A 17986-nucleotide genomic window follows, 5' to 3' on the forward strand; every position below is an offset into this window, starting at 1 on the left:
TTTGAACCCCTTGCGGATGAATGTCACATCTTGTTAACAAAACAAGTCAAAGCATGGATTATGACGAGCAGCTGATTTCCATTTTCTTACCCCATTCCGGTGGCAGTTTTGCATACTCTTCAAAATCAGGTTGAGAGTCGTATGGTCGACGCAGCAATGTAGCTAAACGGTGAACTTCACTAAAGTCTCCCTCTTCCGCTTTATCAATGGCCAACTGCGCCAGATAGTTGCGAAGAATGTATTTAGGGTTAACACTACGCATTTGGTCGCAACGTTGTTCTGGGGTGATCAGCCTGCCTAGTTCATCGACTTCCAACTCGCATCGTGCAAGATACAAATCCAGCCAGTTTCGAGCAGCATCGCGATCAATAAACAGGTCAATCACTTCTTGACGAGACTTTGTGTCTAAATTAGATAGTGCCCTAAAGAAACGCGTATAGTCCGTTTTGTTTTGGTTGAGTAACTCAAACATGGATTCAAACAAACGGGCGTCTTCATCTATTCTGGTTTTTAAGCCAAGCTTGCTGCGCATCAAAAGACTAAATTGCTGGCTTAAACGCACTTCAAACTGACCCAGTGCGGATTCTAAATCTGCACGCTCCACCAGCGGAGACAGAGAGTGCGCCAGTGCGGAAAGATTCCACAAAGCAATTCGTGGCTGCTGATCAAACGCATAGCGACCCTGATAATCTGAGTGATTACATATATAGCCAGGGTCATAGTCATCAAGGAAACCGAACGGTCCATAATCAAAAGTTTGGCCAAGGATCGACATGTTGTCGGTATTCATCACCCCATGAGCGAAGCCAAAAGCTTGCCAATACGCAATCATGACGGCTGTTTTTTCGACTATCTCTTTAAACATCGCAGCGTAAGGCCTATCTGCTTGTAAACATTCAGGGAAGTGCCACTCAATCACTTTATCCGCAAGTAACTTTTGTTCCGCAAGCTGGTTGGTATAAAAGAAGTGTTCAAAGTGACCAAACCGGATATGAGTTTCAGACATACGAATTAACATCGCGCCGTTTTCAGTTTTCTCACGATACACGGGCGTATCACTGACCATCATACCCAGCGCTCTGGTTGTCGGTATCCCAAGTCCTTGCATGGCTTCACTACACAGGTACTCACGGATAGTAGAACGCAGCACTGCTCTGCCGTCACCCATTCGCGAATACGGTGTCAGACCCGCGCCTTTTAAATGGATGTCAAACCAGGATCCATCCTGTCGTTGGATTTCAGCCAGAAGTAACCCTCGCCCATCGCCCAGATCCGGGTTGTAAACACCAAACTGGTGGCCTGCATATTTCATCGCTAATGGACGAAATTCATCAAAACTTACTTGCCCAGAAAAGACCTTTAGCAACTCTTCGTCAGGCGTAGATGGCAAACCGAACTGCTGTGCAAAATCACTATTCCATGCCACCCACTGAGTATTCAGCAAGGGCTGTGGCTTTACGAAAGTAAAAAACGCAGAAGGAAGTTGGCTGTAACGATGGGTGAAACTGACCCGTTGCCAAAATGACATATTGGGTTCCTTATCTATAAGACTATCTACTGTTCAGTATACGTCCGAACTCCATTCCTATTCAGCCATGAATTAATCATGGGTATTTACTGCTTCTATACATCAGAGACAAATAAACTAACCGAAAAAAGAAATGCCGTTCGTTTAACAACAAACGGCATTGTTTTGTCTCCCGTCATCCTGAACAGCGACGAAGGAGCGTGATTCAGGATCTAGTTTCCGAGTACTTTTTGGCCAAAGTTATTTTATTAACTGCTCAGTGCGCTGCTATTAGATTCCTAGTCTCGCTAGGACTCGCTGGAATGACGCAGATAAAAATCGTTAAACAATTGGCATTACTCAATGAGAGTGGCTTACGTTTAAAGCAAGATTACTATTAGTGACGGCGTCGCCAACCTAATAGCGCAAGTAATATTAGTGACCAGTATGCGACACTACCGCCTCCGCCTGAGCTTTTGTCCTTCTTAGTACTCGTTGCAGCAACTTTTACGGTGACGTCTCCTGTTGCGGTCGCTCCGTTGCCATCAGAAATCACATATTCCAATGTTACATTATCGACTTCGCTGTCTGGTGCATGATAAATCACCTTGCCATTTTCAACCTGTGTCGAGCCAATGCCAGATAGATTTTCGACGCTTTGAACCACAAGCTTATCACCGTTCATATCGGTATCATTCGCTACCACGTCAATCACAATGCTATCATTCACCGCAACCGTCACCGAATCAGTAGTGGTTGTCGGTGCACTGTTTTGCACTTCAACATCGACCGACGCAAGAGATACCGCCTTACTCGAGTCTGAAACCGTGACCTGGAAAGTTAATACCTCACCAGCTTTGGCTCCTTCAGGAATCGCGAAACTGGCAGTAACCTCACTTGGGTTGCTAAGTGAAACCGTTTTTCCAGCAGTCTGTTCCCATTGATAAGTCAAAGCGTCACCATCCGGGTCACTGCTGTTGGCCGCTGACAAGGATACATGACTCCCCACTTTTAACTCGGCGCTAAGCACATCAATAACGGCAATTGGCGCGGTATTGTTGCCGATAACTTCAATTGAAACACTGACCGTAGAGGAAGAGAGCACACCATCCGCGGACACCAAACGATATTGGAAACTGTCTGAGCCGACAAAGTCAGCATTTGGTTGGTACTGATGTCCTGTGATGGTGCCGTTGACAGGTTGTTGAACAATCTCAACCTCAAACTGATACCCTGTAGCCACGAAATCGTTCGACATCAAGTTCAGTGTCAGTGCTGTATTCTTATCTGTCTGGTAAGTGTCTGACCTTGCGTCAACAATTTTTGCGTTTTCGATGTTCAACAATGCCGCAAACGGAACCGTTGAAAAGCTGGATTCAAACAACCCTGTAGAATATTTATCACTGCTCTTTCCAACCCACATCTTGGACTGAATTGGTTTTTCTAATTCCAATAAGCGGCCAAAGCTCACGCTAGCTTCGAACTCCCCGCCTTCAATTTCAACCACAATGATATGCTGACCAGCTCCTAACTGTGTAGCTTGCGGGAATAGAACTCGTGATGACTTCTGGAAAGTACCTTGTTGTAATAACTCGGCGTGGTTCTCATTCAACTCCAAGTAATATTCATTATTACTCTTGTTCGGGAATCGCCACACTCGATAGGTCATATCACGTTGTGGTGAGTCTTTCTTAGCATAAAGCTGCAAACCATCCAGCTCTGTGTCGCGGCTTAAATCAAGCATCACGGCCAACGCATCACTATTACTTGGAAAGACGAATTCCTGATAGAACGAGTTTAACCACGCAGATTTATTTGCATCATTCGGTTTCGTCAGTAGAAAACCGCCGCCAGTTGCACTACTGGAAATATCTGAAATCGAAACATCGGTATCGAACCCGGTGATAGCATTCAACCCTGGATTAGAGACATCAGAAATCGAGGTACCACCATTCGGGTATAAATCACTTTGATCGCTTTGATCGCCCCTTTCTAGTTCACCATAACCATCCGCCTGCATCACTTGAACTTGCATATCCCCAATCCCATTGAACTCATTAAGAATGTTCACAGACATGGCAAGTACGCCTTCGGCAACCAGAGCTTGGTCATAATCTCTATACGTTCGGTTTTCCAAATAAACTCGTGGACCATATTCTTTAAGGTATGGATCAAGGTAGACCAGTTTAACTTCATCATTTGCTAATGCATGAGGCGTGTTGCTTTGATGAGCAATCGTTGGTATCACAAAGCCAGCCGCGTGTTTGCTCCATGCGCTCATATTGACTGGCGTTTCACCTGAATAGGAATCGCCAGGTTTCTTCGCCCATGAACCACCACCCATGACGCCCCAAGTGCCGATCGATCCTTTGCTGAATCGAGCGTAAAGATCGGGCAAACCAAGCATTAAATGTCCTAGTTCATGAACGATAACACCTAAGGTAGATTGGTGTTTCACCTGAAAATCTGCAAATACGCAGTAATCTTTGATACTCGTATTGTCGAGAGAGACATCATCATGAGAGTACTTATGAGGCCAAATTGCAGGTCTATCCAGAGACCCTGTCGAACGGTCACCACCAGCAAACACAAACATGACTGACAACTCTGTCGCATCAACGGTGCCATCTTCATCACTGTCATAACTTGCCAAGTTTATGTATGGGTCAAGCTTTTGATATGCTTCTGCGAACACTCGATTCATACTGTCTTCACAAAGGCTATCGCTGGCACTGATATGACAGTCTGGATGACGCAGCGGTACGGTCACATCGATGACGCCGTCGTTTGCAGTGCCATAACTTTCAATCGCCGGAACAACCTTATACTGCCCCTGAGAGTTCTTTTCATAATAGTCGACAACACTTTGCCCGTTTTGACCAAATACTCGTTGCTCAAAATCATGCTTCATTACCTGATTGGTAAACGAAACCTGGACGACAAGCAGCGGTTGTTGTGTAACTCCAGAACTGCTCATCGCCTGATAACCTGCACCTGTACGTATTAGGTTCTTGCGCGCCATTGGCTCTATGGTTCGTAATGAAGAAAGAGTGGGCTGGATATGAAGATCTGGCCGGAATTTAGCAGACTCCGGCGCTACCGCAGTTTGAGTTTTTGCAATCCCTGTCGAAAGCAGTTCAGGGGCATCTGATTCACGCTGAATCTGCGCAAAGAACCAGATTCCGCTTTGCTTAACAAGTGCATTACCTTGCTTATCTTCGAACCAATGAAAATCTGCGGTTCCTCGCAAAATAGCTTCGCTTGAAGTCCCATCGGTTAACGTAATTTCGTGCCAGATAGGTGACGGTGGGGTGGTGGCCATGCTCTTTCCTGCGACTAAAGCAGACAGCACGGTTAATGCAAGTAGGTTGAATTTCAAAATACGACTCCATCTTCTCAATTCGCTTACAGCACTCTGCATAAACGCCTGAGACAAAACTTCAAACAACGAAGTCATTGCTTGGTAAATAAATCAGGCAGTTAACATAAGCTTGCTAAATGAATGCTATAGGAAGGAGAAAATAAAGGCATGAATGTTCACAGTTTGACCGACAAATTTGCGTGACATTCCACGTATTTCATATTTCTTAGAATGTCGCTGCTTGGGAAGCAGCGACATCTGTAAGGCTCTGATATTTTTACTTATAAATCAACCAGTCAGAACCGTATCTTCCGGGTACTTAATCAACGTAGGTTCTGGACGAGCTAGCATATAAGCCAGTGTCAATGGACCGATACGGCCAATGATCATCACCACGATCATGATGTATTTACCCGGTTCCGATAACTCTGCAGTGAGACCCGCGCTTAAGCCTACCGTCGCGAAAGCAGAAATCGTCTCAAACATCACTCTATCAAAAGCCGCATTTTCCGTGAGCATCAGGAGGAACATCGCCGTGGTAAGTATGGCTCCACTCACTACGATAATCGCGAGCGATTTTGTCACCGTTGGCCAGTTGACCGTTCGCCTAAATATCACTAAGTGCTTCTTTTGACGTAAAAAGGTCCAAGTTGCCAAAAACGCAACGGTAAAAGTTGAAACCTTGATCCCACCGCCAGTCGATGTTGAACCCGCACCGATAAGCATAAGAACAATCATGACCAGAAGTGCTGGCTGGGTAAAAAGCGACAAATCAACGCTATTAAAACCGGCAGTGCGAGCACTGGCAGACTGGAAAAATGCCGCGAGCCATTGGGCAGACAAAGGTAACGACTCCATCGTGTTTGGATTTCTTCTTTCTAAAAGCCAAAACAGTATGGTACCCACTAGCAGCAGAACGGGTGTCGCAATCAACATAATCCGGGTATGGAGATGCAACGAGTTAAAACCCTTGCGCCAGTTTAACCACATATCCCCAACAACAGTGAACCCTAGACCACCAAATATAAATAGGCTTGCAAGGGTGAAAATCACCGTCGGGTCATTAACAAAACCCGTCATGCTATCCGAAAACAACGAAAATCCGGCATTGTTAAATGCAGAGATCGAATGAAATAACGCATAGAACATTCCGCTCTGCCACCCCATTTCCGGCACCCAACGAAAAGAAAGAACAATAAATCCAAGTGTCTCAGCTACTAAAGCAAAAACCATGATCTTTTTAATAAGATTGCGCAGGTTGACATGGCCTTCCTGACCGAGTGCCTCTTTGGCTAACGCTTGTTGTCGCAGGCTCAAACGCATACCGAACATATAGAGCAACACTGCGGATAATGTCATTTGCCCTAACCCACCGATTTGCATCAAACACATTAAGAGTATTTTGCCCGCCAACGTAAAATGTTGCCCCGTATCCACAACGCCAAGACCAGTAACACTGATCGCAGACGTTGCGGTAAACAATGCGTCTGTGATGGATAAGCCACTCACAGAGAATACGGGTAGAGTGAGCAGCACCGAAGAAGGCAATAAAACGCCGAGAAAACTCAGCAAGATAATACGTGGCTCGCCGCCCTTCTCTTTGGCTCGTTTACGATCTGGGACGTAAAAAACGCCTTTCCGGTGAAAATGTATCATAGTGATTTCAGTGTGCGAGCGAGTTTATCTTGCGGGCCAACCACAATAATGAGGTCACCAATTTCTAACGAAATGTCCATGCTCGGCGCTTTAGTAATTTCTGGTCCCCTTTTAAAACCAAGAACTTGCACACCCTCAACCTTACAAAGTGACAATTCACCCAGCGTTTTTCCCATCAAATTAGCGCCAATCACAAACTCGGTCATTGCTAGATCGCTGCCTAGTGGAGTGAAATCTAACACGCGCCTGTCCAGCATTTTATGTGCAACACGAATGCCCATGTCTCTTTCTGGCATGATGACATGGTCAGCGCCAATTTTTTGCAGGACGCGCGCCTGAAATCGATCGTTGGCCTTTACCCAAATCGATCGCACTCCGGCTTCTTTTGCAATCAGAGTCGCCAGAATACTGGCATTGACATCGGTGCCAATCGCAATCATCACCATATCGTAATCATCGAGTTTTAGCTCAGCGACAGTCTCTTCGTGTGTACAGTTTGCTACGATGGCCTGACTCACAAATCCAGCGACTTCTCTTACTTTTTCTTCATCAATATCTACCGCTAAAACTTGAGAACCTTCATCTTGCAGCTCTTTACATACCGCCAAACCAAATCGGCCAAGACCGATAACAGCAAATTGCTTATCACCTTTTTTCATTTATGCCTCTTATTATGCATTCGGTATGCATTATAAAAAGTCTGCACCTATTCCACCCCTTGTGCAAACCAGACGACAGCAAATTTATGGGAGCCTTATTTATAAGACCACACCATAAGTGTTAAGCGTATGACATGATTTGCTTTTTTTCATCATTAGCCTTAACAAAAGCGACATGTTTTCATATGGCAGAATACAAAGAAGCCGCATCGAAATGCGGCTTCTTAAGAATGAGATTTGATCTACTTTGAGTTAGTCTTCTGACGTGTTATCACGTCGAGGGCTCTGATCTTTTGGCTTACGTTTATTTTTCGGCACGTAATTAAGAATTGAAATCGGCACTGGCTTTCTCGGTGCGAATCCTTCAATTTCCACACGCTCAAGCAGATGACCAAGACGGCTTTCAATCATACACAAGTTTTTGAAATCGTCCTTCGATACCAATGAAATCGCTTCACCTTGCGCACCCGCACGACCCGTACGTCCAATTCGGTGTACATATTCATCTGCCGGAAACGGTAGATCGTAGTTAATCACCACTGGTAGGTTGTCGATATCGATACCACGTGCTGCAACGCCGGTCGCAACCAAATACTGAATTTCACCCGCTTTGAACTGCTCTATCAGTTCCTGACGTACACGCTGGTTACGCCCGCTGTGGAACGCTTCTGCAACAATGTCACGCTTCTCCAACTGACTGACTAACTTCGCCGCACCATGTTTGGTTTCTATAAAAATCAGAACTTGTGACCAGTTGTTCTCTTTTAGCATGTGGCTGAGCAAAGACGATTTCATGTCTTTATCTACCGTAGTAATCCACTGCTTAATGTTTGACTTAGAGGCACTGTGTTTTGCTATGGTGATCTCTTCCGGATCGACAATCGCATTCTTGGCAAGGTCACGTACTGGATTCGATAAGGTCGCGGAGAAAAGCAGACTCTGAACGTTCTCAGGCATACAGTCGACTATTTTTTCTATTGCATCAATGAAGCCCATGTCCAACATCTTGTCTGCTTCATCCAACACAAGCATTTCCACTTCATCAAAATGGATAGCACGTTGACCATATAGGTCAATCAGACGACCTGGAGTACTGACTACGATATCTACCCCTTCGATCAGCGCTTGCTTTTGCGGCGCGTAATCGACACCACCATATATTGCCATTGAGCGTAGTGGCAGATTCTTACCATACGCTTCAATACTCTGGTGCACCTGCAGCGCCAGTTCACGCGTTGGCGTAAGGATGATGGCTCGTGCACGCTTTTTACGTTGAGTTTCACCCTGGCTAAGCTTTTCTAAGATTGGCAGTACAAAGCTGGCGGTTTTACCCGTGCCCGTTTGTGCAGCTGCGATCAAATTACTCCCGCGCAGAACAATCGGAATGGCTTTTTGCTGAATAGAAGTCGGTTTTTCATAACCTAGCGCCGTCACTGCGTCAGTGATTGGTGCGCTTAAACCAAGCTTAGAAAATGGCATAGAAACGTCTCAAAAGAGGAAATGGCCGCGTAGTGTATCAGAAACTTAGTTAGGTAACAGAATGATTAATCAGCACAGCAACACCTAACAGCCTATCCTGTAAATAAAACATTAGCTTAGCAGCACATAGTGATTTATTCGCTGACTCACATTTACGAAGAAGGAATATCGCTATGCTGCAAACGTGTGTATGACTGGACGGCTTCATGAATATTTTATTGCTGGTAGGACTAATCGGTTTAATCATTCTCAACGGCGTCTTCGCGATGTCGGAGATAGCTCTGGTTGCCGCTAAAACTAGCCGTCTGAAAATGATGGCTGAAGAGAGTAAACGTGCTGCACTCGCACTAGAGCTGAAAAATAATCCGACACAGTTTTTATCAACGATTCAAATCGGCATAACTGTGATTGGTCTGCTAAGCGGTATCTTTGGTGAAGCCACGCTTTCCGTTCCATTTGGTCACTGGTTAGTCAGCCAAGGGGTAGAGAAAGAGATCGCCAGCGTTGTCTCTACTTTTAGCGTTGTATTGCTGATCACTTACTTCGCGATCGTGGTAGGAGAATTGGTACCAAAACGTATTGCTCAGAACAACGCGGAAATCATTGCTATCAATGTGGCTTATCCTATTCACTGGTTAGCCTCGTTAACCCGGCCATTTGTCGTTCTTTTGACCTTTACTACCGATACTTTGCTAAAGGTATTGGGGCAAAGTGAGAGCAAGAGTGAAGTGGTGACGGAAGAAGATATTGTTGCGGTGGTCAGTGAAGGCTCGGAGTCCGGTGCAATTGAGCCTCAGGAACAGTTGATGATCCGTAATCTTCTCCACCTCAACGATCGCCCAGTTTTATCACTGATGACGCCGCGCTCAGACATTCAATATCTCGATGCCTTATTACCCATTGGTGCGATTCTCGATAACCTTCGTCAAACCCAACACTCCGTATGGCCGGTATGTAATGGAAATCTGGATAATATTATTGGTACCGTTTCTTCAAAGGTATTGCTGGATGAATATGACAAGCTATCGATTGACCGTCTCACCAAGCAGCTAAAACGGCCACGTTTTGTACCCGAGTCGATGAAAGGTCTTCCTCTACTGAACTACATGCAGCAAACCAGTACCGAAATGGCGTTCATTGTTGATGAATATGGTGACATTCAAGGCTTAGTTACGTTTTACGATTTACTCAAATCCATCGCCGGAGAGCTCGGAATGGAGCCACAACATCTTTGGGCGAAACAACAAAAAGATGGCAGTTGGCTGATGGATGCCTTAATCCCCTTAAATGAGCTCAAGTACAAACTCGAACTTACGAATATTGAAGGGGAAGAGAATGAAGGCTTTCAAACGTTAAATGGCTTCCTCACTTGGTTTATTGACCGCGTGCCTGATCAAGGAGAGATCATCGAGTATCAGAACTGGCGTTTTGAAGTTCTGCTAGTGAAGAGCAACCGCATCATGCAGGTTAAAGCGTCCCAGAAAGAATCGGTCAAAGTATCTGAAGACTCTGAACCATAAACCGCTATCACCATAAAAAAAACCAGCCTCGAAAAAGAGGCTGGTTTTACTCGCAGGAAAAAGTATTACGTTAGAACAGGTAGGTTGCACTTACGTACGCGCTGCGCCCTTTCTCCGAATATCCGTAGTAGTCATCTTCATCATCCAACTCAACGTCAAAGATGTTGTTCAGACCCGCTTTCAAGTTCACTTGCTGGAAGTCGTAAGACACACCAAGACCAACCAATGTGTAACCATCTACGGTTTTATCTTCGCTGCTTAGGTTCGTGATCACCTGCTCACCGATGTAGTTAACACGAGCAAAAGTTGTTAGTGCATCGAGAATTTGCCAGTTCACATCCAAGTTTGCCAAGTGTTCAGGCGTGCCAGTTAGTTTTTCACCTGAACTCTTATCCTCAGCATCGGTGTATGTATAATTTGCTGATAAGTTAATGGTGTCAGTAATGTCGTACCAAGCTTCCAGCTCAATCCCTTTAATTTCTGCTCTTCCAATATTTTGGTAAGTGATGATTGGCATCGTGCCATCCATACCCACCGCGGTACTGGTATCACGCTCAATTTTATTTTTCAGCTTAGAGTAGTAGTATGTCAGTCCCAGCCCCATCGAATCTGTTTCGTAAGCCAAGCCTGCTTCGTAGCTTTCTGATTCCTCAGGCTTCAAATCATCATTACCCGTTAACCAACAACGGTTACCACAACTGATCACACGAACTTGGTCACTGCTCTCCATCATACCCGGCGCTCTAAAGCCACCGCCACCACCTGCTTTTGCGACAAATTCATCGGTGAAGCTGTAAACCGCATAAGCACGCGGACTAAAGTGACTGCCATACACTTCATGGAAGTCTTCTCGTCCACCTAAGGTCAGCGCTAGTTTGTCTAAATCAAACTCACCCTGCACGAACACCGCACCTTGATGATAATCGATATCGCCCGACGGAATATCACGACTGTTGTTCAGTTCTGACGTGCGGAATTCCCCTCCGAATACCCACTCGTGACTGTCGCGCCATAAGCCAGACAACTTGAAGTCGGCGTAATTATTCTGCAACTCAACATCTGCGGTGCCATTGGTATAAGCCGTGCTTCCGTCATTCAGATCCATCGTTTCGCCGTAGAGACGCGCTTGAGAGTCAAACCCAGACCAAGAACCTTCGTGAGTTAAACCGTAATTCCAGCGTGTTGAGTCTTGAGTATTTGTCTGATCACCAGAGCGAACGTGAACCCACTCCGCTTTCCTCTCATCTTTGGTGTATGTCACATCAGCAATCAGCTTTTGCTCGTCCGTTAGCTGCCAGGACATTTCACCAAACACGTTTGTCGTATCTTTTTGCTCAAGAGCATCGTAATCCGGTGTCGCGTCTGTGCGCCACGGATCACGAGTCGAGCTTTCAACAATGATGCTACCAGCAAGGTCAGGCGTTATTTCGCCGCTGGCATACGCATGACCTTTCCAACCGTCACCGCCATCGCCTTCTAGCAAGCTTTCGTATTCAAGACCCAGCGAGCCAGACATCTCTTCCGTTGGGGCTTTTAGAATCACGTTCACCACACCACCCATTGCTTCTGAACCATACAAAGAAGAAACCGGGCCGCGAACCACTTCGATACGCTCAATCGCGGTAAGCGGTATGGTTGACAGGTCGAAGTCATTACCACGGATCAACGCGTCCTGAGAATTGATGCGACGGCCATTAATCAAAATCAACGTATGTTTAGATTCCAGGCCACGAATACGAATAGTATTTCGCCCATAAGCCGCACTGCTGAGAACACTGACACCCGTTGCGCTGCGAACGGCTTCTGAGATGTCTTTGACTGGCATCTTTGCGATGTCATCCGCAGTAATAACCGAAACTGATGCAGGAGCGGTAAGCTCAGAATGTTGAGTTAATGACGCGGTGACTACCACACGTTCCATTTCTGGTTTTTCATTCTGCTGCTCCGCATAAGCGTGACCGCTAAAAACAGTCACTACGGCTGCGGCCAACATGGAAGGCATAAACGTGGGTTTCTTCACTAAAGTATTCACTGCATATCCTTATATCTATTGTTGTATGAATTAGTCTCGCCAACTTTAATGAATAACTGTATAAATAGCAATAATTATCAATTGCATTATCGTTTAGATTTAAATGGGAGGGTGTTTTGAATTACAAGAGTTTGAAAAACATTAGGTTAGATAAGATTCTTGAACCTTCGTACTACCACTTAGGAGTGCTCGAGCCAACGATTCAGTTTATGAAAGCCACTCCTGAGATGTACGCCAGAATAGGCTTACCTTTGGAAGAGAAACACATACAAAAAGCGGTAAAGCAGCGCCAAAGAGAATTCAGAGCCGGGCGCCACGCTGCACGCGCCGCCATCAAAAAACAGATGCCAGACAATATCTTTGTGGATCGCACACCGATTTTGGTCGGCGCATCGAGAGAGCCTGTTTTCCCAGATCAGATTAGCGGTAGCATCAGCCACACCAACACACTTTGTTTGGCTGCCTGCGCACTTAAAAATGAAGTACCGAGTATCGGTATTGATATTGAGAACAATCAAAATCTCGACAGTCACCTGTTGCCGGCAGTTTACACCCACACTGAACAGGCCCGATTAAAAGACTCAGACTCAATACCCAACATTCTGATATTCAGTATCAAAGAGAGTGTATTTAAGTGTCTGTTCCCATTCGTAAAGGTGTATTTTGACTTTCTTGATGTCGAAATTACGTTACACCCAGAAACAGCAAACAGCGGACAGTTTCAGTTGGAGTTGATTGGAGATAACCGAAGCGCCCTCCAATCCAAACTGCCAAGCCTAACGTTTCATGGTCACTACTGTTTTACTGAACAAACCGTTTTCTCGCTGTGCTTGTTTACTTCATAAAGAGAGTTAGTCTGAGTATCCGGTGACCTTTTTAATCACGGTTCTCTGACACTCATTGACAAAAGGTAACCTTTGCTTAAGGCGTACTTTCCACATCGGTGGAACTTCAACGCCAGCCGCATCCAACTGTCGGGTCTGTGGGCCTAAATACCAGTAGGCATCGACCAACTGAGCAACCGATATTTCTGCGTAAGGGTTCACCGTGGGTTTGTTAGGAACCAAATCCGCGAAGAACATCTTGCTAAACACCGGCTGTTGGGTGGAATAAATGCCATATTCGGTATTGCCCTGCTCAAGCGTCGTCGACAACATATGTGGCCAGACCGAAACGTAGCTCTCACCAAATCGCTGCGCAGCCAACTCCCCAAAAGGCTTATGGCGTATCAAACCAAAAGCTGGAGAGCGTTTGAGAATGTGTCTCGCGCCTATCAACGCAACCACACCTTGCGCACAACTGTTCTTTACCCTGCCTATGCCTTCGACCAGAGCCTGATCGCGCTCGGCATTAAGCTGGGCAAGCTGAGAGGGATGATTCATCTCATGCCAATTAAACGACGGCTCAGTCAGTACGACTTCGATAGGCGTCTTACGAGATGTATTTGCCTGTTTCAATCGTTGGAAAAACTCACCATAACAAGGATGCATCCATGCAGGGAAAGCGATGGAATCGAGCCAAACAGCCGCCAGTTCATCCTCAGAAATGTCCTTTCCTCCCAAATAATCGCTTAACAACGCCTGATGCTTGGCATTGCCGAACTCAACAAACAGATGAGTAAACACACCATCCAGTTCCGGAGCGAGCAATACCTGCGTCATTTGCTGAAAAAGATCCGCATACCAGTGCGCTTCACCAATGGCCAAAACAGCGCCAGACTTCAGTTTGTCCTTAAAGAAAGTCAGAGGGGAGATACTCCCCTCCCACTTATGCTCTGGTGCAAATGAGTTACCAGAATCAAACATCGAATTTCGCCTTCAACTCTTCCACCATACGGGTTCCAATCAGGCGCAACATGTCAGGTCGCATCATATCTCGGTGGATACAATTAACGTCCACGACATTAATCTCACCATCCATATAATTAAACCATCCGTTGCGATCTAAGAACGACTCTTCTGGCGGTTTTTCAGCATTGAAGAACAGCATATCGCCCTGATAACGATAATCGACTTTATCGCGAACGCGATGGTTGTTGTTGATCACCACTTCGATCATCGCGGATATGGTCTCAGAACTCAGGTGAGCCATTGATGATCCCGCATCTTGTAGGATGTCGATAACTTCTGGCTTGGTAATGCTGGTGTGCGCTGATTCATCAAACTCAACACCGGCCATACGAATTAATGCGCCCAGAGCCTGCTCCTCGCCCGGTGGATTCATGGTTTGCCACTGTTCTGTAGGGTAGGAATCAAGCAAAGTAAGCAAACCTACTTCCTGTCCCTGCTGCTGCAGGATACCCGCCATCAAGTGCGCAATCATGCCACCAATAGACCAGCCAAGCAGGTGGTATGGCCCAAAAGGTTGTTCTTCGCGAATCGCGGCAACGTAGTCTTCTGCCATTTCCATCATATTTTTCGGCAAAGGTACAGAAGGGTCGCCAAGGTTGCGTGCCTGCACACCGTATAAAGGGATATTAGATGGAATAATTGGTGTTAACGCAGCATAACACCAGCTTAAACCACCAGCAGGGTGAACAGAGAATATCGCCGCCTTGCCCTCTCGCTTACGCAGTGGCAATAGCATATCAAGTGCTTCGTCACTTTCACTGCCATTCAGTTTGGCTGCAATTCCGGCAACGGTCGGAGATTCAAACACAGCAGCCAGTGAAAGTTCAATTCCCATGATCTCTTTCACATGTGCAATAAGCTGCGCCGCGAGCAAAGAGTGTCCGCCAAGCTCAAAGAAGTTGTCTTCAACGCCTACCGCAGGCAGCTCAAGTAACTGACAGAACAACTTACATAAACGCTCTTCAACTAAGTTACTCGGCCCTTTTGTGCCAACCTGACCAGACAAATCGGGTTTTGGCAGAGCATTACGGTCGAGCTTGCCGTTTGGCGTCAGAGGAAACGCATCTATCTCAACAAAATAGCTCGGTATCATGTATTCCGGCAGTGGATCAGCGAGATATTTCTGCAGCTTAGTTACATCTATAGATTGCTCAGCTTCTTCTGCAATCACGTAAGCCACAAGACGTTTATCACCATCGCTGTATTCCTGCGCCAATACCGCAACTTGTGCAACATCTGGATGGCTGGTTAAGGCATTTTCGATCTCTTCCAGCTCTATACGGAAGCCACGGATCTTGACCTGAAAGTCACTGCGTCCACAATACTCAATTGCGCCATCATCACGCCAACGAGCCAGATCGCCCGATAAATACATTCGGCTACCTTTGGGGCCAAATGGATTATCAATAAATCGTTCTGCCGTCAGTTCAGGCTGGCCATGATACCCAAGAGCAATCTGACGACCTGCAATATAAAGATGACCGACGACGCCCGGAGGAACCGGATTAAGCGCATCATCCAAGATGTAGATTTGCGTATTCCACACCGGGCGACCAATTGGCGTTGAGCGGCCTTGAGTATTGGCTTCACTTGGCCAGTATGTCACATCAACTGCTGCTTCGGTTGGACCATATAAGTTGTGCAACGGCGCACTAAAGGATTGGTAATATTGATTCACCAACTCAATTGGCAACGCTTCCCCACTACAAAATACCTGACGCAAACTTTGGCATAACTGGGCATCTGCTTGTTGAACAAAAATCTGTAGCATTGACGGAACGAAATGCAATGTGGTGATCTTTTGACTATGAATGAGTTCCTGTAGATAAACAGGGTCTTTGTGTCCGTCTGGTTTCGCCACCACTAAACAAGAACCGACAATCATTGGCCAGAAGAACTCCCACACTGACACGTCAAAACCAGCTGGTGTTTTTTGCAGAACGCGGTCATTAGCATCAATCGGGTATTGGTCGTGCATCCATAGCAATCGGTTCACTATCGCATCATGACTCACCACCACGCCTTTGGGCTTGCCAGTCGAGCCTGATGTGTAAATCATATAAGCTGGCGCATGTGGCTCAGGCTGGACTTGTGGTGGCAACGGCTCAACAGTCTTATAGATAGTTGGTAGCGTCTCATCATCAACAAGCTTTATCTCTACCTCTTGCGGTAACTTGGACTGTAATGCCGAAGTCGAGAACACAAACTTAGGTGCAGAAGATTCCAACATGTAATGAATGCGGCCTTCCGGGTAGTCTGGATCAATCGGAACATAAACCGCACCGGCAGCAAGAATCGCTTGTTGTACAACGATTAACTCTTCACTTCTCGGTACGCAAACTGCAATGCGGTCTCCCGTTTCAACATCCTGCGCGAACAACCAGTTCATCAAAGAGTAGACCTTTCGGCCTAACTGCTCATAGGTGAGTTTTTGGTCTTCAAAAATCAGTGCTGTAGCATTTGGCGTCAAGATACGTTGTCTCGCCAGTAAGGCTGACAGGGTGGTTTCCGGCACCGGATGATCGGTATCATTCCAGATATTGAGCACTTTTTCTCGTTCACCTGAAAGCAAAATGCTGACATCACTGACCTTGCACTGGCTGGCACCCTGCTCACGAGCTGCAGCAAAAAAGTCGCTCATAAAATGGAATAAGCGCTGCTGATGCTCTTGAATATCACGCTCTGAATACAGCTCTGGGTTGGCATCCATGTCGACATGCAACTCTCCGCCAATCTCATAACAGTAAAGTGAGATATCGTCCACTGGACCAGATGAAAGGTTATGTGCCTTTGAGTTTAGCTCACCAAATTTGTGCTCATACTCAAACGGCATGATGTTCACCAGCGGGCCAAACAGGTTACGCTTGTCTTTGACCAGGTTAAGTTCACGATGTAACTCTTCATAGCGATAACCCTGGTGACGACGCACAGAAGAGAACTCTTGGTTCACCTGTCTGACCAGCGTTTTAATATCCAGACCATCATCAAAACTGACTCGTACCGGCAGAATATTCACCCGCATGGCTGGCGTTTGGATCGCCACTGAACCAAGACGTCCCATAAGTGGCACGCCAAGCACCACTTCTTTAGAGCGCGTCATGCGATGAACATAAGCGGCAATAGAAGCGATCAGCACGCTGTACCAGTGAGTACGGCACTGCTTCGCCAATAATTCCATTTGCTGAAAATCGCTGACTGGCATCACACCCTTGAGGCGCAGAAAGTGATCGGAAGTGACCGTTGGCTGACCTGCTAAGTTGACCGTGTCTGAGTGGTCTGCATAGCGCTGTAAGTAAAAGGCACGATCGTTTTGATATTTCTCTGAGGCTTTGTAGTTGTTGTCTTCTGTAAGCATCGCTTGTTGATCAACAAACTCAACCTTATCAAACGGTTCGCCTTTAATAAGCTGGCTGTAAATATACGCCACTCGAGAAATGAGCAGTGACATGCTGTAACCATCGATTGCGATATGGTGCAGTGACAGGAACCAGGCAAATTTGTCTTCTGCAAGCTTAAGCAAAGCCATAGCAAACAATGGCCCCTGCTCTAAATTAACCGGTTCTTTAAGCTGCACTTTCATCCAGTCAATGGCGGCATTCAGGGGATCTGACTCAGAAGAGAAGTCTAAGCGATCCACTTGCCAGCCTTGTCGCTCAATTACCATGCGTGGTCCTTCGGTGGTTGTGACAAACTTAGTGTGCAATGAGTCGACTTCATCAAGCGCACTTTTGACCGCTTCGACAAAACAAGGCTCGTCTACCTCGCCATCAATAAGCAGATATTCACCGGTTTTGTAAATTGGGTTTTCTGGATCCCGAAGTTGAGCAAACCAAATCCCTGCCTGCGCATCTGTAAGCGGAAGCAGTTGCTCCGCCGTATAAGGTAAATCGTACATATCCGTTCCTTTGCTACTAGTCCTTGC

The 17986-nt window shown here is 46.2% G+C and carries 10 protein-coding genes; 2 read left to right on the forward strand and 8 right to left on the reverse strand.

Going from position 1 to position 17986, the window contains the following annotated elements; genetic code table 11:
• Positions 1-58: 58 nt before the first annotated feature.
• The 5 genes from WJM94_RS21845 to WJM94_RS21865 form a co-directional block, all read right to left on the reverse strand.
• Positions 59-1528, reverse strand: a complete 1470-nt coding sequence (locus WJM94_RS21845; RefSeq protein WP_444496276.1) for a protein adenylyltransferase SelO — start codon at positions 1526-1528, stop codon at positions 59-61.
• A 376-nt stretch (positions 1529-1904) separates the two neighbouring features.
• Complete coding sequence (locus WJM94_RS21850; RefSeq protein ID WP_444496277.1) at positions 1905-4886, reverse strand: M6 family metalloprotease domain-containing protein; 2982 nt, start codon at positions 4884-4886, stop codon at positions 1905-1907.
• 270 nt (positions 4887-5156) lie between these two features.
• Complete coding sequence (locus tag WJM94_RS21855; protein ID WP_444496278.1) at positions 5157-6524, reverse strand: TrkH family potassium uptake protein; 1368 nt, start codon at positions 6522-6524, stop codon at positions 5157-5159.
• On the reverse strand, positions 6521-7183 hold the full coding sequence (locus tag WJM94_RS21860; protein WP_444496279.1) for a potassium channel family protein: 663 nt from the start codon (positions 7181-7183) through the stop codon (positions 6521-6523). Before WJM94_RS21860 ends, WJM94_RS21855 begins: the two co-directional genes overlap by 4 nt.
• A 252-nt stretch (positions 7184-7435) precedes the next feature.
• Positions 7436-8662: a DEAD/DEAH box helicase gene (locus WJM94_RS21865; RefSeq protein WP_444496280.1), complete on the reverse strand. Its 1227-nt coding sequence runs from the start codon at positions 8660-8662 to the stop codon at positions 7436-7438.
• Between the two features lie 206 nt (positions 8663-8868).
• Between WJM94_RS21865 and WJM94_RS21870 the strand changes: the two genes are divergently transcribed.
• Entirely contained in the window at positions 8869-10182 is a 1314-nt protein-coding gene (locus tag WJM94_RS21870) for a hemolysin family protein (protein WP_444496281.1), read from the forward strand.
• Positions 10183-10252: 70 nt separating this feature from the next.
• Here the strand turns inward: WJM94_RS21870 and WJM94_RS21875 are convergent, their stop codons facing one another.
• Complete coding sequence (locus WJM94_RS21875) at positions 10253-12214, reverse strand: TonB-dependent receptor domain-containing protein (protein ID WP_444496282.1); 1962 nt, start codon at positions 12212-12214, stop codon at positions 10253-10255.
• Positions 12215-12330: 116 nt separating this feature from the next.
• Between WJM94_RS21875 and WJM94_RS21880 the strand changes: the two genes are divergently transcribed.
• Positions 12331-13059 carry a 4'-phosphopantetheinyl transferase family protein gene (locus WJM94_RS21880; RefSeq protein ID WP_444496283.1) on the forward strand — a complete coding sequence of 243 codons (729 nt, stop codon included), beginning with the start codon at positions 12331-12333 and terminating at the stop codon, positions 13057-13059.
• A 6-nt stretch (positions 13060-13065) separates the two neighbouring features.
• On the opposite strand, the gene WJM94_RS21885 is transcribed toward WJM94_RS21880, so the two are convergent.
• Positions 13066-14019: a hypothetical protein gene (locus WJM94_RS21885; protein WP_444496284.1), complete on the reverse strand. Its 954-nt coding sequence runs from the start codon at positions 14017-14019 to the stop codon at positions 13066-13068.
• Positions 14012-17959, reverse strand: a complete 3948-nt coding sequence (locus WJM94_RS21890; RefSeq protein WP_444496285.1) for an enterobactin synthase subunit F — start codon at positions 17957-17959, stop codon at positions 14012-14014. The genes WJM94_RS21885 and WJM94_RS21890 overlap by 8 nt, the downstream gene beginning before the upstream one ends.
• Positions 17960-17986 lie beyond the last annotated feature (27 nt).

Origin of the sequence: Vibrio sp. YIC-376 (assembly GCF_052353105.1) — a bacterium.
Taxonomy (GTDB): Bacteria; Pseudomonadota; Gammaproteobacteria; order Enterobacterales; family Vibrionaceae; genus Vibrio.